The organism is Shewanella sp. T24-MNA-CIBAN-0130, assembly GCF_040310185.1.
GTDB classification, from domain to species: Bacteria; Pseudomonadota; Gammaproteobacteria; order Enterobacterales; family Shewanellaceae; genus Shewanella; species Shewanella psychromarinicola.
In genome coordinates this window covers 11,747-33,623 of record NZ_JBEOPP010000030.1, presented here as the reverse complement: position 1 = coordinate 33,623, position 21,877 = coordinate 11,747, and the positions used below count along the sequence as shown (strand labels likewise).

18 protein-coding genes are annotated in these 21,877 nt (G+C 41.3%); 10 read left to right on the top strand and 8 right to left on the bottom strand.

What is annotated here, in order from left to right; all coding sequences use genetic code 11:
* The first annotated feature begins 192 nt into the window (after positions 1-192).
* Positions 193-4,836: a PAS domain S-box protein gene (locus tag AAEZ02_RS13065; protein WP_233768495.1), complete on the top strand. Its 4,644-nt coding sequence runs from the start codon at positions 193-195 to the stop codon at positions 4,834-4,836.
* A 264-nt stretch (positions 4,837-5,100) separates the two neighbouring features.
* Here the strand turns inward: AAEZ02_RS13065 and AAEZ02_RS13060 are convergent, their stop codons facing one another.
* The 3 genes from AAEZ02_RS13060 to AAEZ02_RS13050 form a co-directional block, all read right to left on the bottom strand.
* On the bottom strand, positions 5,101-6,069 hold the full coding sequence (locus AAEZ02_RS13060; RefSeq protein WP_124013975.1) for a DUF3187 family protein: 969 nt from the start codon (positions 6,067-6,069) through the stop codon (positions 5,101-5,103).
* Between the two features lie 262 nt (positions 6,070-6,331).
* Positions 6,332-6,643 (bottom strand): EscU/YscU/HrcU family type III secretion system export apparatus switch protein, encoded by a 312-nt coding sequence (locus tag AAEZ02_RS13055; protein ID WP_124013974.1) that lies wholly within the window; start codon positions 6,641-6,643, stop codon positions 6,332-6,334.
* A gap of 11 nt (positions 6,644-6,654) precedes the next feature.
* Positions 6,655-8,895 (bottom strand): flagellar hook-length control protein FliK, encoded by a 2,241-nt coding sequence (locus AAEZ02_RS13050; RefSeq protein WP_351123505.1) that lies wholly within the window; start codon positions 8,893-8,895, stop codon positions 6,655-6,657.
* A gap of 343 nt (positions 8,896-9,238) precedes the next feature.
* Here AAEZ02_RS13050 and AAEZ02_RS13045 point away from each other — a divergent pair, with 343 nt between their 5' ends.
* Together AAEZ02_RS13045 and AAEZ02_RS13040 are read left to right on the top strand one after the other, a co-directional pair.
* Entirely contained in the window at positions 9,239-10,018 is a 780-nt protein-coding gene (locus AAEZ02_RS13045) for an MlaA family lipoprotein (RefSeq protein ID WP_124013972.1), read from the top strand.
* Positions 10,019-10,083: 65 nt separating this feature from the next.
* Positions 10,084-11,205 (top strand): response regulator, encoded by a 1,122-nt coding sequence (locus AAEZ02_RS13040; RefSeq protein ID WP_351123501.1) that lies wholly within the window; start codon positions 10,084-10,086, stop codon positions 11,203-11,205.
* A gap of 416 nt (positions 11,206-11,621) precedes the next feature.
* Here AAEZ02_RS13040 and AAEZ02_RS13035 read toward each other — a convergent pair whose 3' ends face one another.
* Positions 11,622-13,091, bottom strand: coding sequence for a peptide MFS transporter (locus AAEZ02_RS13035; RefSeq protein WP_124013970.1), 1,470 nt, complete (start codon positions 13,089-13,091; stop codon positions 11,622-11,624).
* 532 nt (positions 13,092-13,623) lie between these two features.
* On the opposite strand from AAEZ02_RS13035, the gene AAEZ02_RS13030 reads away from it, so the two are divergent.
* The 5 genes from AAEZ02_RS13030 (at position 13,624) to AAEZ02_RS13010 (ending at position 17,438) form a co-directional block, all read left to right on the top strand.
* Entirely contained in the window at positions 13,624-14,271 is a 648-nt protein-coding gene (locus AAEZ02_RS13030) for an OmpA family protein (RefSeq protein WP_351089252.1), read from the top strand.
* Positions 14,272-14,296: 25 nt separating this feature from the next.
* Positions 14,297-15,130 (top strand): mechanosensitive ion channel family protein, encoded by an 834-nt coding sequence (locus AAEZ02_RS13025; RefSeq protein ID WP_124013968.1) that lies wholly within the window; start codon positions 14,297-14,299, stop codon positions 15,128-15,130.
* Between the two features lie 66 nt (positions 15,131-15,196).
* A complete protein-coding gene (gene tpx / locus AAEZ02_RS13020; protein ID WP_124013967.1) occupies positions 15,197-15,790 on the top strand; it encodes a thiol peroxidase in 594 nt (197 codons plus the stop codon).
* A gap of 46 nt (positions 15,791-15,836) precedes the next feature.
* Positions 15,837-16,847, top strand: a complete 1,011-nt coding sequence (gene ltaE / locus AAEZ02_RS13015; protein WP_124013966.1) for a low-specificity L-threonine aldolase — start codon at positions 15,837-15,839, stop codon at positions 16,845-16,847.
* Positions 16,848-17,069: 222 nt separating this feature from the next.
* Entirely contained in the window at positions 17,070-17,438 is a 369-nt protein-coding gene (locus AAEZ02_RS13010) for an acyl-CoA thioesterase (RefSeq protein WP_124013965.1), read from the top strand.
* A gap of 130 nt (positions 17,439-17,568) precedes the next feature.
* On the opposite strand, the gene AAEZ02_RS13005 is transcribed toward AAEZ02_RS13010, so the two are convergent.
* On the bottom strand, positions 17,569-17,934 hold the full coding sequence (locus AAEZ02_RS13005) for a cytoplasmic protein (protein ID WP_124013964.1): 366 nt from the start codon (positions 17,932-17,934) through the stop codon (positions 17,569-17,571).
* Between the two features lie 207 nt (positions 17,935-18,141).
* Positions 18,142-19,290, bottom strand: coding sequence for an L-threonine dehydrogenase (gene yiaY, locus AAEZ02_RS13000; protein ID WP_124013963.1), 1,149 nt, complete (start codon positions 19,288-19,290; stop codon positions 18,142-18,144).
* 349 nt (positions 19,291-19,639) lie between these two features.
* Here yiaY and AAEZ02_RS12995 point away from each other — a divergent pair, with 349 nt between their 5' ends.
* Positions 19,640-20,158 carry a LytS/YhcK type 5TM receptor domain-containing protein gene (locus AAEZ02_RS12995; RefSeq protein ID WP_124013962.1) on the top strand — a complete coding sequence of 173 codons (519 nt, stop codon included), beginning with the start codon at positions 19,640-19,642 and terminating at the stop codon, positions 20,156-20,158.
* 9 nt (positions 20,159-20,167) lie between these two features.
* Here the strand turns inward: AAEZ02_RS12995 and AAEZ02_RS12990 are convergent, their stop codons facing one another.
* Together AAEZ02_RS12990 and AAEZ02_RS12985 are read right to left on the bottom strand one after the other, a co-directional pair.
* Complete coding sequence (locus AAEZ02_RS12990) at positions 20,168-20,290, bottom strand: transposase (protein WP_206191880.1); 123 nt, start codon at positions 20,288-20,290, stop codon at positions 20,168-20,170.
* A 1-nt stretch (position 20,291) separates the two neighbouring features.
* Positions 20,292-20,399, bottom strand: coding sequence for a transposase (locus AAEZ02_RS12985; RefSeq protein ID WP_351123527.1), 108 nt, complete (start codon positions 20,397-20,399; stop codon positions 20,292-20,294).
* A gap of 192 nt (positions 20,400-20,591) precedes the next feature.
* Between AAEZ02_RS12985 and AAEZ02_RS12980 the strand changes: the two genes are divergently transcribed.
* Positions 20,592-21,818 (top strand): RNA-guided endonuclease InsQ/TnpB family protein, encoded by a 1,227-nt coding sequence (locus AAEZ02_RS12980; protein WP_124693478.1) that lies wholly within the window; start codon positions 20,592-20,594, stop codon positions 21,816-21,818.
* Positions 21,819-21,877 lie beyond the last annotated feature (59 nt).

The following is a 21,877-nucleotide window of genomic DNA, read 5'->3' as shown; positions in this document are numbered from 1 at the left end:
AAGCGACACTAGCAGGACGTGGTCCGTCCTAGCATTTAGATGAGCGATGACAAGCCAAGAGCGCTGTATTATCGCTTGTCACCTCTGTCACCATTATAGGGTTTGAAAAAACTATGTTTTTCAATGTCTAGCTTGTAAAAAACTCTTTTGTCGTTCACAGTTAATCCTCATAACTTTTAACAACTAATAAACATGACTAGACTATCGAGTTACAAAAATGCGCTTAAATTGGCTATTGGAGTATTTACTTCTGGCTTAGTTATTAGTTTTGTTACAGCCCTGAGTGTTAATCATCAAAATAAATCCATCATTACTAGCTCTCTTGAAGCGGTGACTGAGCAAGTTGCCAATAATATTGTTGATCGTATCGTACTATATCAATATGGTTTACGAGGTGCTCGAGGGATTATTTATACGGTTGGTGAAGATAATATTTCACGTGAACTCTTTAAAAAATACAGCTTAACACGTGATTTTAAAGGTGAATTCCCCGGTGCTCGAGGGTTTGGTTACATCCGACGAGTGCCTGCAGCTGATGAAGCGAATTTTGTTGCCAAAGCCAAGCTTGATGATTGGCCAAATTATAGTGTCAGTCAGCTTAGCCCTCATGATGATGAACGATATTTGATTGACTATATCGAACCCGTTGAGCGTAACCTTGCCGCCGTTGGCTTAGATATTGCCTCTGAGAAAAACCGTAAAAATGCGGCACAACAAGCATATTTAACCGGGGAAGTACGGTTAACGGGGCCGATCACGTTAGTCCAGGCGACAGGTCATCCGTTACAAGCTTTTTTAATTCTAATGCCCATTTACCGTACTGGTTTTACCCCTGCGACCCCTGAGTTAAGGGCGGCAGAAGCATTTGGGTGGAGTTATGCTCCCTTAGTGGCTAATGAGGTTTTTGAGGAGATCAATTTATCCCGTCAGAAGTCTAAGTTATTGATCAATGATGTGACCGATGAGCAAAACAATGTCTCGTTTTATGAAACCCATGTTGGTGATGCCAATCCGTTATCGTCTTATTCCGCGGCATTAGATCGCGATATATTTGGGCGTAAATGGAACATATCATTAGTGGCTTATCCTGAATTTGTCAGTGGTTTACATTTAACGTCACCTAATATTGTCTTTAGTTATGGCTTAATTGTCAGTTTGTTATTGGCTGGGTTGCTTGGGTTTTACGGCTACGCATTAGGACGTAAAAATCTGATTTTAAAGGATAATGAAAGGCGTTCTAATATTTTAGAACATTCGCTCGATGCCATTATAAGTTTCGATTGTAATGGTATCATCACCAGTTGGAATGATGGTGCGGTAACGATTTTTGGTTATGAAAAACATGAGGTGATTGGCTTCAAGAAAACCGCATTTATTGTACCCATAGAGGGCTATGATGCAGAAGCTGAACAGTTTAATCAGGTGCTTGACGGTAAATCATTATTAAATTTTGTTTGTGAGCATAAACGAAAAGACAATGTATTACTGTCGACCTCGATGACGTCACTAGCTATTTATAATGAGTTCGGCAAAATCATCGGAGTCAGCCAGACTATTCGAGATATCACAGCACAACATAATGCGGAAAAACAAATTTTAGGCATCAATGCCAGTCTTGAGCGTAAGGTGTCCAAACGTACTCATGCGTTACAACAAGCACTATCAGAAAATAAAACCTTACTTGATAATATTAATAAGCAGTTACTTTATTCTGAGACGGATAAAAATGGCGTTATTTTGGCGGTAAATGATTATTTTTGTCAAACATCTGGATTTACTCGCGAACAAATGGTCGGTAAAAAACATTCTATTATAAAGTCGAATGAACATGATGATGCGTTTTGGAAACACATGTGGCAAACCATTAACGCTGGCCAGACTTGGCATAATGAAATTTGTAACCATGATAGCCAAGGCAATGTTAAATGGCTTGATACTGTAATTGCGCCAGTTATGGATGAGAAGGGTAATCTTGATCGCTGTATTGCTCTGAGGATTGATATTACTGAACGTAAAAATGCTCAACTTGAAAAGAATAAACTCGCTTCTTTACTCACTAATGTGCTTGCTGCAGCAACAGAAATTGCCATCATTTCAACTGATAATGACGGTATCATTACTATTTTTAATCGTGGTGCCGAGTTATTACTCGGGTATCAGGCTGAAGAGATTGTGGGTAAACAAAGCCGTGGGATAATGCATCTTGCTGCTGAAGTCCACCAACGCAGTAAAGCGTTAAGTGAAGAGTTTGGTGAACAGATTAGTGCTTTTGATGTGTTTGTTTATAAGCCAAGAACCCAAGGGCCTGAAACGCGCACTTGGACCTATATCCGTAAAGATTTGTCTCAGTGCCAAGTGTCGTTGTCGGTTTCGGCTATGCGTGATCAAAGCGGAGAGATTATTGGCTATTTAGGCGTTGCAGTGAATATTGATACGATGCTTAAGCAACAAGAAGAGTTAGTGTCTGCCAGTAATCAACTGATCCAAGCGGCTGAGGTAGCAGAGTTGGGTATTTGGAATTTAGAGTTAGATACTAATATCTTGCAGTGGAACGATCGTATGTTTGCAATGTACGATTATCCATTAGCACTCAAGGAAGAGGCGTTAAGTTACCAGCATTGGAAACAACGAATTCATCCCGATGATATTGATATGGCTGAACTTGCTTTACAGCAAACCATCGACTCAAACAAACCTTATGAGCCGACATTCCGAATTATTACCCGCTCGAATCAAATTCGCTATATACAAGCGGGAGGCCAAATTAGTTACGACAAATCAGGTAAGCCGTTGCGCGTGATTGGGATTAATCGTGATATTACTGATCAACGCGAATTAGAGCAAACCTTGCGTTTAGCCAAAGAAGCTGCAGATGCAGCCAGTGCCGCAAAATCAGCTTTCTTAGCCAATATGAGCCATGAAATACGTACCCCGATGAATGCCGTGTTAGGCATGTTACAACTTATTCAGCATTCAGAGATGAGTCGCCAACAAGCTGATTATGTCACTAAGGCCGAGATTGCTGCTAAGTCATTATTGGGACTGTTAAATGATATTTTAGACTTTTCTAAAATTGATGCAGGTAAGCTAGAACTTTATTTGCACTCGTTTCAACTCGAAACGTTAATGCGTGAGTTAGCGGTGATGTTGGCGACCAATGCACACAGTAAAAATGTAGAAGTTATTTTTGATTTAGATCCTGCTATTCCATACCTGATTGAAGGTGATGAGCTTCGTTTGCGTCAAGTGTTGTTAAACCTTGCGGGTAATGCGATTAAATTTACCTCAGAAGGTCACGTGATTGTCAGTGTGCACTGCAATAAATTTGATGCAAACCAAGTGAATTTAACTATTTCTATTACAGACACAGGCATCGGCATTAGTCAGGATCAAGCAAATAAAATTTTCCAAGGTTTTGTTCAAGCAGAGTCATCAACCTCAAGACGATTCGGTGGTACAGGATTGGGATTAGCGATTACTAAACGCCTAGTGGAGTTAATGGGCGGTAAATTAGCCCTAACGAGTCATATTGGCGAGGGAAGTCGATTTTGGTTTGATTTGACGTTTAATATTGTTGAAGTAAACAACCACGATTTTGATATCGATTTGCAGGGTAAGAATATTCTGCTTGTTGATGACAGTAAGATGAGCCGTAAAATTTTATCAAAAACCTTAATGACCCATGGCGCTTATGTTAATGAAGCTAAGAACAGTAAACAGGCTATCAATCTTGTTGAGCAAAGCGTAAATGCCACTAACCATTATGATGTCATTATTATGGATTGGCGCATGCCAGATAAGAATGGCTTAGACACTGCCAATCACATTCAAACGATGTTTGCTGCCGGTAAAGCCCCTGCCATTATTATGTTGACGGCTTATGGCGCTGAAGTAATGGAACAAACCAAGCAATATCATCAACAGCCGTTTGTGAGCTTGTTGGTCAAGCCGGTGACGGCCAATTTAATGCTTGAGACGGTTTACCAAGCCATTAATGGTGTAGACCGACCTATACAATCTAAAAAAATAACCCATGTGGCATTAAAAGGTGTCAGGGTATTAGTGGTTGAAGATAACCAGCTTAACCGTCAAGTTATTGATGAATTATTGCGACTACAAGGTGCGATTGTGACATTGGCTAAAGGCGGTATTGAGGGCGTAGAGTGGGTGACTAAGTCGAATAATCAATTTGATATTGTGATCATGGACATGCAGATGCCCGATATGGATGGGCTTGAGGCCACTCGCCTTATTCGTGCTGATGGCCGATTTAATGATTTATCTATTTTAGCCATGACGGCCAACGCATCTCTTGCCGATAAAGTATTATGCCTTGAGGCGGGTATGAATGATCATATTGGTAAGCCAATAGATATGACGAGTTTATTACCTTGTATGCTTAACCTGTTGAACCAAGAAAACAACGCTTACTATCATCTGCCTATGACGTTACCTGAAGTGTTTAACGAGGGCGACGATGATCTGATTATAGAAAATCCCGATTCTATTTTACGTCGTTTTGGTGGTGAACGTGGGTTTATTATTGATGTGAAACATCTTTTTGCATCAGAAATGTCAGATCAATTACTGGCGCTTACTCAAGCGTTTGCACAACATGATGACAATCTTATCGGTAGTATTGCCCATACTATTAAAGGTACCTCGAGCAATATTGGTGCTAAGCGACTGGCCGCTTTTGCCGCTTCGCTGGAGCAAAATATAAACAATGGCATTAATGTTGATTCAGTTGATTATCTGAGCCAAATGCAAGACCTGATTAATGATAGTTTGCAGATGTTAGATACTTTATTTCCAGACGATAGTGCTGCACCCTAGCAGGACGAAGTCCGCCCTAAAATCTAGATGACAGGCGATGACAGGCGATGACAGGCGATGACAAGCCAAGAGCCTAGAACGCTACGCTGCTAGGACGCTTTGCGGCTAGAGGCTATACAAGCAAAAAGCGCAAAGCCTAGAACGCTACGCTGCTAGGACGCTTCGCGGCTAGAGGCTATACAATCAACAGCCTAGTCGCGCAGCGACTCAATCTTAGCAGCGAAGCTGTCCTTAGCAGGACGCAGTCCGCCCTAGAATAGGGTGTTAAAATTTATGGCGATAACCTAAGGTATAAGCTATGTCAGCAGTGTTATCCATGTTTAAAACGTTCTCAATCATGGTGATCTCGAGTGCGCTACGATTGAAATAATAACGATAACCCAGTAAAGCTTCATTAGACGCTTCGGAGAAGTTTTCATCCCAGCTCACCATCCCATCATAGCGGTGGTATTCAGCTAACCAGCCATGACGGCCTGTACGGTATTCATAACCCAGTCCCAGCATTAAGTAATGTGATTCATAGGCGTTTTGCGAGAGTGGGTCTTTACTGTGCAGGAAACTAACACCTAGGGTTGAATTAACATGGTGATTGCCATTATGGAAGCCGTAATTAATTTGTACGCTTTGCTGAAAACTTTTATCGGCAAATGGGCCCGAATCGACATATTTGTAGTACAAGGTACCCCCAACGGAAATACCATGATGCTCATTTTGTAATAATTGATAACCTAAATATGCACTAAGAGCATTATTGAGAGTTTCGCCACTAAAATTATCAATATCGATAGCGTATTTTTCAGATCGGATTTGATTTTGGTGTTTAGCTTGCTGGTTACGACCATTTTGATCAAAACCAGCAGCATCGTGGAACCACATCGTTAATGAGTCTAGATGATTATCACCGCTAAACTGCCAAGTGTAATTGGCATCAAACAGTAAATCGTCTGTGATTTGCCATTTAAGACCGCTGCGAATCGCATTTTGATAGTAGTCTGCTAATAGTTCGTCTGATTCTGACCAGATGCTGGCCGCATTAGCTGTGATGTACCATTCTTTTTGCCCTTGAGGCAACGAAAAGCCAGAGCGCATAAGTGGACTGAGATTGAGAGACTGCATTGGTGATTGTGCATATACCTGTAAAGGTCCGTAATCATCAAAACTCACCACTTGAGCATATGCAGGAAAGATAGACGAAATACTCAGTACAGATATCAATTTAAGGTGGGTCTTCATCGCTATTTCTCGTGTTAACGCTTCAGTTAATATCTGAATTTGGCTTAGAATCAGTATGTTATTAATTGAAAAGGTGAATTTTATTACTCATTTAAGCCCTTTCTTAGGTTGCTAACTGGTGAAGTTGTACCCTTTATAATGGTATAAAATCAGAATTTGAATGTCCAAACTGGAAACTGTGAATCTGACTTACCCATTGGTACTGGGTTAACCTCTCTAAACCATTAACCTATTTAACCTCAGGCTATGTTGGCAGCACCTTTTAAGCTTGAGCGACAATTTTTTGATGAAGAGTATTCCATTGTTCAGGGAATTTCCCCTCCAGCATGTATACAAATGCAATCAGCTCTGCGATCAATAAATACAGCTCTTTAGGCACTTCGTCACCTAATTCTAACAGTTGTAAAAACTCACTTAAGTGTGGATCTTGATGAATATGGATCCCCGCGTCTTTGGCGATTAATATCATCTCTTCGGCAACTAAATCCTTACCTGTAGCAGTAATTTTAGGAGCACTTTTACCATCAAAACTAAGTGCAACAGCTTGCTGAATTTTTTGGGAGTCATCTTTCATCATGTTCTCTATTAGGCTCTAGTTTTGACTAAATAGTGATCGCCAGGTAATAAGGTTGCTGGAATTTGGGCCAACTGAGTAGTGAGTTTTCCGGGGGTAAAACCTATTTGAGTTATTTTATCTGATAATGCTTGGTTAAAGCTTTCTACTTTCGCCAGTAGCATTTGGTTATTGCCTTTAAATTGAATATCCAGCACTTCAGCTTGTTTATGCGCACAAATCAATAATGACCCTTGAGCTAAGTTAAATTTGAGTTGCAGTTTCCATCCTGCTTTTTTATCTTTGTCTGGATCATTTTCTTGTTCAAACTTACCTTCAAATTGCTCATCGCGTTGGTTAATTGAGTAGGGCAGGGCAAAGTACCATGTTATGGCTTGATTGGGATCGGTGCTTGCCTGTTGGTAAAGTGCAATACTACTTGCTAATTGTGCCATCGAGTCTGCGCCACCTAGCTTGTCTAATGCCGCTAATAATCCTGAATTAGCGCTGAGTTTACTCAAGGTCCGTTGTTGCAATTGCGCAAAGTGGGCCTGAAGTTTTTCGCTGATCCCCGCCCCTGTTGATTTTGATTTCACCCCTAATAGTAATTGGAATAGGGTTGTGATGGCACTACCAGAAAAGAGTGGTGAGGGGTGTGAGCTCCCTGAATGACTCAGCGAGGTGTGGGCGAGGTTTAGCGCCGCTAAACTGTGCAGTTCACTGCTGAGTAATGCCGGATCGCTTAATGCGCTTAATGGGTGAGGGCTTATTTGAGGTAAGTGTTTAAACAGTTCGCTGGCGAGATTATGAGGAATTTGTTGAGCTAGCTGCTGTTTTATTGGCATCGCACCTGCTTTTGATAAGGCTTTATTCAATACTTCTATTGGTGCTGGATCGCTACTTAACGTGTTGAGTAGCTCATTTTTCGCGCTATTTAGGATGGCGGGTGCGGTATTAGCCTTGGGTGTGTGCTGTTGCGCTAATAATGTTATCGGTAGCGTGACTTGTTGTGCCGTGTTGGCGGTAGTGTTGGGTCGATTAGCTTGCTGTGCCGTATTGGCGTTAGTGGTGTTGGTTAGACTGGCTTGCGGTGCCGTATTGGCGGTAGTGGTGTTGGTTAGATTAGTTTGCTGTGCCGTGTTGCTAGTGGTGTTGGCTAGATTTGCCTGCGGTGCCATGTTGCTAGTGTTTTTGGTTAGACTCGCTTGCTGTGCCGATAGTGTGGATTGGCTTTGTTGCTGTGTTACCGTTGCCGCTGTTTTTACTGCGCGACTATCGGGGGCTATTTTTGGCGAAGACGCAGTTAATCCATAGGGAACTTTTTGTTGGCTATCATTTCCTTTAATCGCATTATCAATTTTTGGCAATGGTGTTGATTCTAGTTTTTTTAGAAACTGGCTGAGGATTTGTGCCGGTTCATTTTTAGTGATGATGATGTTTGTCGCTTGAGGCGACAGGGCTGCTTGCGGCGTTGTTGTGAGTTTAGTTAAATTTACGCTTACTTCTGCAATGACGGGTGTTAGAGCAAGTTGTAGTTGCTGCTGTTGCACCACGACTTTGGCTAAATATTGGCCCGGATGTAGAGCGGTATTTGGTGATAGTTTGATGCTTGTGCCACCGGCAAACGTTAGTTGATTTTGGTCTTGGTCTATTACGGCTGTAGGCAGTGGATAACCTTGAGGCCTTGTTGCTAACGTTGTAAGCTGTTGTGTTGAAACACCATTTTGTTTTGCTAGTTCCTCAAACGCTTGTGGTAAGGCAAGCTGAATGGGTTGTGCTAAAAGCACTAATTGAGTCGCGACCGTTTGGGCTGGCGATGTGATGGTTGACCCCGCTGAAGCCGTCAGAGGTGTTGGCGCAGGAACTGGGTTATTAATGACTTCGACTTGGCCCTGGGGCTGATTTACGCTGGACGCGGCGCGTGCCAAAAGTTTAGCTTGATCGCTTGCAATCACGACTTGGGCTGTTTGTTGTAATAATTTTTGCAGTTCAGCGGTTTTGTTTAGTTGATAGTGTTGATTTTCAATGGTGATGCTGACTTGTGCGCTTGCTGGTGGTTGCAAAACCTTGACCGCTAGTAATACTGGGGCTAAATCTGATTTTGTGGAAGATGACGTGGATAAAACGGATTTTTCATTTGACGTTTGCACAGGCAAAGAAGCGCTATCAGTTTGAGTTTGTTTACGATCTGACAGCGGTTTCTGACTTGCATCAGCAGGTTTAAATGTGTCGGTATTAACCGCTTTTTTGGGAAGCGTTGTTGGCACTGTCATATAAATCCTATCAAACGAATATGTTTATCTATCGAAATCAACCAAGATGTCAGTGAAGAATATCAACTTCATTTACAATTTTTTGATTGATATTGTCAAAAGGCGCACTATCCTTAGCCCCCTGTTACCATTATTGGGGCAACTCATATGGTTTAATTACCATGATAATGAACGATTGCTGGCAACAGACACGTATAAGCAAGGACTGACTGTTAAATATTGTAAGATATCAGCCTAACACTTGCTTGCTAAATTATATCGACTTGAACAAAAATTGCTTTAATAAAAAGATAGAAATGGCAGTTTGTTGAGTGAGACCTTTTGTTATTTTAAAGAGAGTTATATGAAGTATAAATGGATATTACTTCAGGTGATCGTTGCTGTTAGCATGCCAGTGTATGCCGAAGCCGAAGCACCTCAAGTTGACACATCAACACTCGCTGCGGTTGAGTTCAAATATAATGATCCTCTCGATCCATTTGAAGGGATTAACCGCACAATGTGGGATTTTAACTATCTGCTTTTAGACAGATATATTATCCGCCCAGTCGCTCATAGTTATAAAAATTATGTTCCAAACCCAGTAAGAACAGGGGTCAATAATTTTGTTTATAACTTAGAAGAGCCTAGCTCTCTAGTGAATAATACCCTCCAAGGTAAGTGGAAGTGGGCAGCTAATGCTGGCGGGCGTTTTACGGTTAATACCACCATAGGCTTACTGGGTTTAGTGGATGTTGCTGACATGATGGGGATGCATCGCAAACAAGACGATTTCAACGAAGTGTTAGGTTATTATGGTACGCCAAATGGTCCTTATTTTATGGCACCATTTTATGGCCCAATCGTGACAAGAGAAATCGCCTCTGATTGGGTGGATGGTCTATACTTTCCTTTATCGGAATTAACGATGTGGCAGTCAGTACTAAAATGGGGCTTAAAAGGTTTGGATGCCCGCTCTAAAGCCATTGATCAAGAAAGATTATTAGACAATGCTCTTGATCCTTATGCTTTTGTAAAAAATGCCTATTTACAGCATATGGATTACAAAGTTTTTGATGGTGATGTTCCATCATCTCAAGCAGATGATGAGTTACTTGATGAGTATTTAGATGAGCTTGAATAGTCGAGGCATACAGGCTCCTCGACAGTTATGTCTGCGGGGGTGTTGTATGTCTGTGAGGTTGTTGTATGGCACTAACTGATGTCGAGATCCTCTTTGTTGAAGATGACCCGATATTTCGCCATGTCGTTGCTGATTTTTTACAGCAGCAAGGTGCTCGGGTTCAACAAGCATGTGATGGAAATGAAGGCATAACCCTTTTTTCCCATGCTATCTTTGATATTGTTATTGCTGACTTAAGCATGCCAGGCCTTGATGGTTTGTCTATGCTTAAGCAAATGCAAGTTATTAATCCTGCTATACCCGCTATTGTTATTTCTGGTAATGATGTGATGTCTGATGTTGTAGATGCATTGCGCCTCGGTGCCAGTGACTATCTGATTAAGCCTATTGCTGACTTATTCATTATTGAACAAGCAATCGTTCAAGCGATGCATTCAGCCGCTACGCCGATGAATGCATCAGGGCAATCGCATTTACAAGAAATGAATGATTTATCTTACCAAGAGCTCACTGATAATTTATACCTCCTTGAGCAAAATTCTCATGCTGCCAAAAGTGTTCAGCAGCAATTATTTCCTGCGTCGCATATTTATTATCCTAAAGCGGATATTAATTACAGTCTGTTTAAAAATAATGATGTTAGTGCTTACTTTATCGATTCGACTATGGTGGGCGATCATCACTTAGTGATGTATATGGCGCATTTTTCTCCTGAAGATAATAGTGCTGCTTTTGGCTGTGTATTATTGCGCAGCTTTATTAATCAAAAACTTAAGCTGTTTAGAAATGGGTTAAGTAATACCTTAATCGAGCCCAATAGTATGCTGTCTTATCTTAATGATCGTATGGTGAAATCTGGGTTGCATATTAGTACGGATATTATTTATGTGTGCATCGATTTGACTCGCTATTTATTATCAATAGGACAATCAGGTAAAGGGCTAAGGTGTTATTTACGCAATGGTAATAACCTAATGCCTTTGGCATTGCCCGAATCCGCACCTCTTGGTAGTGCGCATTGGAGTAAGCCGAGTATGCAAATTCGTACCTTATTACGGGATGAACAAATTTGTATCGGTACCAATTATTATGAGCATAAACAAAAACTACTTGAGGACCATTATACGGGCCTAGTTTATCAATCAGATATCAAGGCGGGTGGCTTTATTCAGTTGGCTTGTAAGTAATGTGGGATATACCCAAGCCACTTCGTCACTGCTAAGAACAGCTTCGCTGCTAATCAAGCGGGCAAGAGCGATAACAAGCGAACGCTGCGCTCACGGATAAAGCGGTCTCGCGGCTAAGCTCTTGGCTTGTGATCGCTCGTCATCGCTCGTCATCGCTTGTGATCGCTCGTCATCGCTTGATATCGCCTGTCACTGCTAGTGTTGCTTCGCTGCTAAGATTTTATAGCATCCTAGCAGCGCTCTAGGCTTTTAGCTTTTATAGCCTCTAGCCGCGTAGCGTCCTAGCAGCGTAGCGCTCTAGGCTCTTGCTAAGATTTTATAGCCTCTAGCAGCGCCCTAGTTTATCAATAAAAAATCCCCTCACAAATGAACTTGGAGGGGATTTTTAGTGGGAATAGCTGTTACATCAAAACGGATTAACGTCTAATGGCTTCGTGGTCAGCCGTGACGCCAATTTCTTCTTCTAAAGCTTGTTCTTCAGTTTCATTTTTTGTTTCTGCACCATGCATCCAATCAACAAGTTTGTTTGACATGAAATATAAAATGACTGCAGATATTACCGCTGTAATACCGATCCCAGCAAAAATTGCCATCGCGTTTGCTAGCTGGTCTTCCACTTCGCCGCCATGGCCGATTAATGAACCAATAACACCACCAAGTTTATTTGCCGCTGCAATAAAGAGGAACCAAGTACCCATCATTAATGATGCGATACGCAGTGGAGCAAGTTTAGTCACCATAGACAAACCAATGGGTGATAAGCATAATTCACCCATGGTATGGAAGAAGTAAGCCCCTACTAACCACCACATGCTTGATTTAGCTGAAGCATCGCCGCCCATTTCTAACACCGCGCCAATCATGAATAAGAAACCGACGCCGAGTAAAACCAAACCTAAAGCAAATTTAACTGGAGAGTTAGGTTCATTTTTACCAAGACGGATCCAAATAGCGGCTATCACTGGAGCAAAAATAACAATGAACATCGCATTAAGTGATTGGAACCAAGTGGTCGGTACTTCCCAAGAGCCAATCATACGATCAGTGAAATCGTTAGTGAATAGGTTCATTAAGCCGCCAGCTTGTTCGAAGCCAGCCCAAAATATGATGGTAAATAAGCCCATCACCATAATAACTTTAATGCGGTCACGTTCAATTTTTGTTAACGGCTCTTTGCGGACTTCACCTTTAGCTTCATTCTTGAGTTTTTCAGCTTTAGCTGCGGGAACCGTGCCAATGTCACCCAAGAGTTTTTGGGCGAAAAGGTATTGGATTATCAGTGCTAAAATCATACCGATACCGGCGCAGATAAAGCCTGCTTGGAAGTTACCATCGTAAGCGGCTACTACAAACCCGACAATAATACCCGACAAGAATGCACCTACGTTGATGCCCATATAGAAGATGGTGAATGCACCATCGCGGCGATGATCGCCTGGAGCGTATAGATCACCCACCATAGTTGAAATGTTTGGCTTAAATAGGCCGTTACCTAAAATAAGTACTCCTAAACCTAGATAAAACATTTCAATATCCATTCCTGGCACCCACGCATGAGGTGTACCCAGAATGAATTGGCCTGCAGCCATTAAAAAACCACCAATGTAAATGGCTTTTCGTTGACCTAAATAGGCATCCGCTAACCAGCCACCGATAAGCGGCGTAAGAAATACTAAGCCGGTGAATGTTCCGTATAGCGAAATAGCATCAGCTTGTGACCAGCCGAGGCCATGACCACCATCAGTTTGTACTCTATCAACAAGATAAAGCACCAAAATGGCGCGCATAGCGTAGTAACTAAAACGTTCCCATAGTTCTGTTGTAAAGAGTAAGAACAACCCTTTAGGGTGTCCAAACAGTGTACCTTGAGGTTTTGCGTCACTCATTAAGTCTTCCACCTTAAGCTTGCGATTGCCTGTGAGGAAATATCGTCACAGAAATAATTGTTGTGAGAGTTGTCTATGATTGCTAAATCAGTTAAAGCCCGAAATAACGGGCATTTAAACAAGATGATGCAATACTGAGCAACTTTATTGTCTATTTTTTATAATAAATAATGTCTGTTTGATGTCAAATGCTAACCAAACATCAAAAAGCTAACCTTGTATACCCTTTCCAAGGCGATAAAGTCAATGTTAATGCGGGGAACAGAGAGGTTAAGCTTGTTATAAATTGTGTCAAAGCAATCAAGTAACCTAGAGGCGCGTTAATGATTTGTTTTGTTTTTGTTGACTGGTAAGTTCGGGTTTAATAAGATTTATTGGCATCGAGCCAATATCAATATCATGCTTTAATAACACTCTACTGAAGCCATTTTTCGCAAGGTATTGATTATAAAGTGTTGTCTTTTAATTTATGCAATAAAGAGTTAAAATATGAATTATTAACAGATTTCGATGTCGTGTCGAAGAGGTGTTTATGGCTATCATTCGAACGGTGACATTGATCTTAATGGGATGTTTTATCTACACAGCCCAAGCTTGGGTTGATACCGATTTTGACGGTGTACCAGATAAAAAAGATGCTTGTAATGATACTCCAACTAACAGTGTTGTTATGGCAAATGGTTGTATTGATAGTGAGTTTTTGATTGTTGATGAAGATGCCGAAGATGATGGTGAGTTTGATGAAGCAGAATTAGGCGCAACAATAACCAATAATGCGGCACTTATTGCTGAGCAATGTCGTCAACAGCGAGACGTTTCTGTAGCAGTAGATTGTTTTGGGTCTATACTCCAACCTGTGTATTTTGATTTCGACAAATCAGCGGTGTTGTTAACTCAGCGACCAACATTGGTTAGGGTACAGCAATACATTGAGCAACACCCAGAAGTGCTCATTCGTTTAGATGGTCATACTGATAATGTTGGCAGTGATGTGGTTAACGAGGCCTTGTCTTTAAAACGTGCTGCTACGATTAAAGACTTGCTGGTCAATGAGTACCAATTTCAACCCACGTCGATTGAGATTATTGGGCGGAGTAACTACAAGCCGGTAGCCGATAACGCCACGATAGAAGGTCGTCAGCGTAATCGGCGGGTAGAGTTTATTATTTTGGCAGAGTGATTTTACTATTTTAAAGGAACTGAAAATGGAAGACCTAGCAGGTTTGGACAGTTTAATTCAACAAGCACCAGAATTTCTTATGACCTATGGTCTTAAGGCTCTCGCTGCCATTGTTATTTTTCTTATCGGTAAATATTTTTCCGGTGTCGCAAAACGGTTAACCACAAAATTACTTAACAATCGCAAAGTCGACACTACAGTGGTTTCATTTGTGGCCAACTTAGCGTGGACCTTGGTATTTGTATTTACTATTGTCGCTACACTTGGCCAAGTTGGGGTGCAAACGGCGTCATTGGTTGCGGTTATCGGTGCTGCAGGTTTAGCGGTTGGTTTAGCATTACAAGGTTCGCTTTCTAACTTTGCGTCAGGCGTGTTAATGGTGCTTTTCCGTCCATGTCGCGTGGGTGACTATATCGAAGCGGCTGGTACTGCGGGTACTGTTGATGAGATTACTATTTTTTCAACCCGTTTACGTACCGCTGACAACAAAATGATTATTGCACCTAACTCAGCCATCATGAACAGCACTATCACCAACTATTCTGCTCTAGAAAAGCGTCGTATCGATTTAACGATAGGCGTATCTTATACTGCTAATATCGCGAACACCAAGAAAGTAATAGCGGATATTCTAGATAACAATCAGTTTGTATTAAAAGATCCTGGTTACTTTATCGGTCTCGCTGAGCTGGCTGATAGTTCAATTAACTTTGTCGTGCGTCCGTGGGTTAACACACCAGACTATTGGACTGCACGTTTTCTACTACTTGAGCAAATCAAGAATGCCTTAGATGCAGCAGACATTGAAATTCCATTCCCACAAATGGATTTACATGTGAAAGAAGTTCCAGCAAAATAATATTGCAGGCAAGTTAATATTTTAAGAAACCAGCAAATGCTGGTTTTTTTATACAAGGAGTTTTCCATGAAGCTATTTTCAACCTTTGCAGCGATTACATTATTATCCTCATCTGTTATAAGTACACACAGTTTTGCAGGCGAAAAAACCATGATTACCATGGGGGGGAATCCCGTTGCTTTAGAAGGTAAAATGCCGAGCATCAACATGGCCGCGCCATCATTTACTGTGGTAGATGAAAAGTTTAATCCAGTTAGTTTAAGTGACTTTAAAGGCAAGACGGTGCTGATTAGCGCAGTACCGAGTTTAGATACTGGGGTGTGTGCGTTGCAGACGAAGCGGTTTAATAAAGCGTTTACTAAATTTGATGCTGAAGTGGTGATGTTGACCATTAGCGAGGATTTACCGTTTGCGCAAAAGCGTTTTTGCCAAACCGAAAATATAGATAAAATTAAAGTCTTATCAGATTCAGTATGGCGTGACTTTGGTGAAAAGTACGGTTTGTTGATCAAAGATCGTGGTTTGTTAGCGCGCTCTATTTTTATCATTGATGCCCAAGGAATGCTGAAGTATCAAGAGTTAGTGAATGAAGTCAGTGATCATCCTAACTATGATGCTGCTTTAGCGGCATTAACCGAAATATCATCAGCGGCGAAGTAGTGGCGTCGTTTCAGCGAATATTGAGTAATGAGGATAAAGATGCAGCATGATTGATTTTCGAAGTGATACGGTTACCCAACCGACAGAAGCAATGCGTTTAGCCATGTCTAGAGCAGAGGTCGGTGATGATGTTTATGGTGATGACCCTACCGTCAATAGCTTACAAGATATGGCTGCAGAGATGTTTGGTTTTGATGGGGCCTTGTTTGTGAGTTCTGGCACCCAAGCTAATTTACTGGCGTTAATGTCCCATTGTGATCGCGGAGATGAGTACCTTTGTGGCCAACAAGCCCATAACTATAAGTTTGAAGGTGGCGGGGCGGCAGTATTAGGCAGTATTCAACCTCAACCATTGAACAACCAAGCCAATGGCAGCATTTTACTGAGTGATATTGAAGCTGCGATTAAGCCTGATGATGTGCATTTTGCTCGAACTCGGTTATTGAGTTTAGAAAATACGATTGGCGGTAAGGTATTAAGCCAAGATTATTTAGCCCAAGCACAAAGCCTTGCGTTTAATCGTGGTCTTAAAATCCATTTAGACGGTGCTCGGGTTGCTAATGCTGCGGTTGCACAGGGCATTGCCATTGCCGATATTACCCAATACTTTGATTCAGTATCAATTTGTTTATCAAAAGGCCTGTGCGCGCCGATAGGTTCGATTCTGTTAGGCGATGAGCGGCTAATTGGTAAAGCTACACGTTGGCGTAAAATGCTCGGTGGTGGAATGCGCCAAGCAGGTATTATCGCTGCGGCAGCTAAGTTAGCGATAACTGAGCAGGTCGACCGCTTGGCCGACGACCACCACAATGCTAACACTTTGGCTTTATTATTGGCCGAAATGACTGAATTTACTGTCGATGTTAGCTCAGTGCAGACCAATATGGTATTCGCCACATTAGCAGAACATATTGACCCTAAAGTGTTTGCGGCTACATTGGCAGACAAAGGCATTATTATTAGCCCTAGTCGTCAATTACGTTTAGTGACTCATAAAGATATTACCGCCAACGACATCAGTTTTTTTGTGAATACGGTTAAGCAGGTTATTGGTTAATCATCGAAAGTAAATCAATTTATCAAAGGCCGCACTGAGTGTGGCCTTTACTTTTTTGGTGCAAAGGTGCATTTGTTTTGGGCGTTCTAGTGGTGTTTTTATTGGATATTTATTTTATCTACATGATTATTAAAGGCTAATATACTTGGCTTGATCATTGCTAATAATTTAGAGGTATATACCTACCGCCGCAAAATTAATGAGTCAGATAATGAGGTCACCATGAAATATTTCTCACGTCATATCGTTATGCCTGTTCATCTCAATAGTGGTCAGAGTTTATGTTGTGGTCAACTATTAAGCTGGTTAAACGAAGAAGCCACTATTTTTGCCAGTTGCCAAATGCGCAGTAAATTTCCCATTACCAAAGTGATATCTGAAATTAACTTTATGGCGTCGGCACAAACCGGTGACATCATTGAGTTTGGATTTGAGTTGGTGAGCCTAGGGCAAAGTTCTGTGACGGTTCGTTGTAAAATACGTAATAAAGTGAATCATGCGCCGATTGCCTTTATCGATAAGATAGTGTTTGTTAACGTGAATGAAAAGGGCTTACCCATTCCGCATGGTGCGCGTGCTAATGCCGCTTAATTGCGTTGACTGTTGCTATGATAGGCGAGAGAGAATGGTGACTGGGACTGTTAAGTTGAACCAGCAAAAAAGCATAAAAATAAGGAGCTATAATAGCTCCTTAATGTTAACGGGAAATACACTCGCTATATTATTCGATTTTTGATATACGTTGTTGATAATCATCGATTAAATGCTCCATAATTTCATTAGGAGAGGCATTTTGGCAGCAGTCGTCTAAAATGATTTTAAAGGTGACAAGGGCATGACCATCGTGCTTAAGGCGGCTACTTTGCATAGCAAAATAAGCTTCTTCATTATCGGCTTTTCTAACAACAAAATCTTTTAGTTCGAATGATTTAGTGCCGGAGATATTGTGCCATTTAGTGATACGGTCTAGTGCAATTTCACAAGATTGGTTTACTTCGATATGGTTGAGCCATGTTGCAGGTTGTTCGTTTTCTTTATAATGCGGGCATCGAACGGTGTAATTATATATATGAGTAATTGCTGTCATTGCTTACCTACCTATTCGCTATCTAAGTGTTTTCATCATAGACCTTATTTTTTATATTGGTCAATCCTTATTTCAAGAACTTAGATCTAAGCATCACTTTTTACTAAATTAAAAATAAGCTGTTGTCATTGTTGGTTTTTTACATTAAACGCTAGGCAAAAAAAACCCGCAATTAAATACGGGCTTTAGGCTTTTTTATCAAAGATATCATAACGCGTTAGTGAAAATTTGGCAGATTTCTGCGTGTGTTGCCTGTTTAGGGTTGGTAAAACCACAAGCATCCTTGAGTGCGTTGTCTGCTAAGGTTGGAATATCTTCTGCTTTTACGCCTAATTGGGTTAAATTTTCTGGAATGTTAACGACTTTAGCTAGTTGCTTAATCGCGTCTATTGCCGCTTTAGCGCCTTGCTCGTCTGACATTGCCGTTGTGTCGACACCCATTGCCTTAGCTACGTCAGCTAGGCGTGCTGGCACCACTTGGGCATTATAGCTTTGTACGTGGGGAAGCAATAATGCATTACATACACCGTGTGGTAAATCATAGAAACCACCAAGTTGATGCGCCATTGCGTGTACATAGCCAAGACTCGCGTTATTAAAAGCCATACCCGCGAGAAATTGCGCATAAGCCATGTTTTCTCTTGCTTGGATGTCATCTCCCTGGTGAACGGCATTAATTAAATTGGCTTGGATAAGCTCGATTGCTTTGATTGCGCAAGCATCGGTGATGGGATTTGCGGCAATAGAGACATAGGCTTCAATTGCATGAGTCAGTGCATCCATTCCTGTCGCAGCGGTGAGTGATGCAGGCTTTTCAAGCATGAGTTCAGGATCGTTTACGGAAAGGATAGGCGTGGTATTTTTATCGACAATGGCCATTTTAATGTGCCTTGCTTCATCGGTAATAATACAAAAACGGGTCATTTCACTTGCTGTGCCCGCGGTGGTGTTAATCGCGACTAACGGCATTTGTGCTTTAGTTGATACATCCACACCTTCATAATCTTTAATATTGCCGCCGTTGGTGGCGACGAGTGCGATCCCTTTGGCGCAATCATGCGGTGAACCGCCACCCAATGAAATAATTACATCACACTGATTACTTTCTAATAGATCAAGACCTGCTGCAACATTACCTGTTGTTGGGTTAGGTTGTACGCCATCAAAAATAACCACTTCAATGCCGTTGGCATTGAGTTTATCGGCAACTTTTTTAACTAGACCTATTTTTACCAATGGTTTGTCGGTGACAATTAATGCTTTAGTAAAGCCAAATGCATTAATGTCTTTAATTGCTTCATCTACGCTGCCTTGACCAAGAATGTTGACGCTTGGAATAAAGAATTTAGTCGCCATGTTGATTGTCCTCTATGTGAAATTGAATTTTCTCTGTGGTAAACGTACCTATATTCCGATAGCGATTATGTGACGTGGAGCCAGTTAGCATTCAATGAATAACAACAAATGGCCAATTCTATTACAAATACGACACTTTTAAAGGAACTGTGATCTTGCTTGATGTTGTTTTGATTTAGGAGGTATATTGGTAGGTAATTAACTCTTGTATTGGCGTGGTTTTGGATGCTATTCAAGCAGGACGCTTTGCTGCTAGGACGCTTCGTGGCTGATTCTATAAAAGCAAAAAGCACAGCGACCGCTAGGATGCGATTTTTACTTGTTAAGGATGAATCAGGGAAATGTATAGATGTTTAATCTAAATGTTTTTTTGTTAATTTTAGAAAATGCCGCGCTATTGCTCGCGTTAGTTTATGTTTACTCACTCTCACCTACGGATCAACGTAAGGCGATCCCTGTCCTATGGACATTTTTTGTGGGTGCACTTATCGGTGTTATTGGTGTCATTATCATGATGGACCCGCTGGTTCGTCAACCTGATATGTTGTTTGATGCCCGCTGGGTCGTGCTCTGTTTAAGTGGATTATTCTTTGGTGCTATTCCTACCGTCATCGCAACCCTAATTATGGCGCTATATCGTTATCACTTAGGTGGTGTAGCGGTATGGATTGGTATATTGATGTTGATCAGCAGCGCGATATTAGGCTTGATTTGGCGTCGATTTCGGCTGCATAAATTAGATCGAATTGGCTATCTTGAGTTTTATCTTTTTGGTTTTGTTGTGCATGCAATATTGCTTCAATGGCTATTTTTATCTAATCTGTATAGAAAATCCCGTGATCAGAGCGAAGCGAAGTCGCGGGGATGAATCGATAAACTATCCTTGCTCTTGAATATATTGACGGATCGTATCAACGGAAGCGCTGCTGGTTGAGCAAGCAAAATATCCATCAGACCAAAAAATTGTTCTCCAACCAAAATTGCTTTTTAAGGTTCGGATATCAACTCCAAATTAATCTGTTGGTTTGCTGCTTAATTCTTCTAACATGCTGCCCAACAGCATATCTCGGTGAAATCCTCATAAGAATATGGATGTGATCCCTATCTATTTCGATCTCTTCAACTGAAAAGTCAGACTTCTGCGAAATATCTAGAACAGCCCTTTTTGCACATTAGCCAACATCTCCTTGCAGTAGTTTCTTCCGATATTTAACGACGAGGATTAAATGTAGTGCTTGTAATGAGAATTAGTTTGATATTCCATTTGACAAACCCTATTCACACAGTAGTCTATACAGTATATGAAAAAGACGCTCAGATATAATTTTAGGATAAAACCAACGCCAGAGCAGGAAGCCAAATTTATTGAGTTTGGCTCATATGCCCGTAGCGTATGGAACTTGTTGCTATCTGAAAATATGCTTCGATATCAGTACGATAAAACGTTTGTGTTTTACCATGAAATGGCTGGGCTGATTAAAGACTTGAAAAAATTCGAAGAGTTTTCATGGCTTAAAGCCTTCGATTCTGCGGCTGCACAGCAAGTCGCTCGTGATCTTGAAGCAGGGTTGAAAAACTCATTCACGAAAGGTCGTACTCAACAATTTCCGACATTTAAGGTCAGTTTTAAACAGAAAAAACTGCACAACGACAGTTTTAGGTGTGTAAATAACTCGAACTGTATCCGCATCGAAAATGGTGCGGTCAGCATTCCGAAAATTGGCAAAGTACCGATTGTTTTACACCGTAAATTAGTCAGTGAAATCAAGACTGTTACTGTCCAACTATCACATGGTAAATGGGAAGTTTCGCTGACTCAAGAGGTTGAATGCAAGACCGCGAAGCGGGTCTTGCATTCAATTGTAGGCTACGACATTAATAGTCAGCATACGGTTGTAGGTTCGAACGGTTGGTACGTTAAAAACCCAAAAGCTTTTAAACGTTCATCAACAAAGCTAAAGCAAATTCAAGTCCAGTTGAGCCGAAGGAAAAAGGGCTCAAATCGCTGGCATAAAACCAAATCACGCTTAAATACACTTCACGGAAAAATCTCACGCCAACGCCTAGCGTTCGCTCACGAAGTATCATGTTCGATAGCCAAGACCAGTGATATCATAGTGTTTGAGGATTTAAACGTGAAAGGTATACAGCAATTTAACGGCCATATGGTGAACGATAACGTGATGGGTATGATCACTTCGCTGACTAAATACAAAGTTGAATTGAATAGCGGTATTTACCATGAAATAGGTCGTTATGTGAAATCATCAGGCATTTGTTATGAATGCAAACACACGCACAAGTTTGGCCTTAACGTGCGAGAATTTGCCTGCGAAAACTGCGACTTAGTCCAGTGTAGAGATTTAGCAGCAGCTAAATCTATCGAAAGCACAGGCGAAAATGATTTAATAGCGGCTGGGATAGTCGCCAGGGTAACCCCCAAATCTCAGAAGAAATCATCTACTAAAACGAAAGTCTTTGAGTCGTCAAAGTTTGGTGTGGGAACTGAGAAAAAAGAAGCAGCTTAGCCGTTAAAAGCTAGATTGCAGAAGCCCCGTGATCAGAGCGAAGCGAAGTCGCGGGGTAA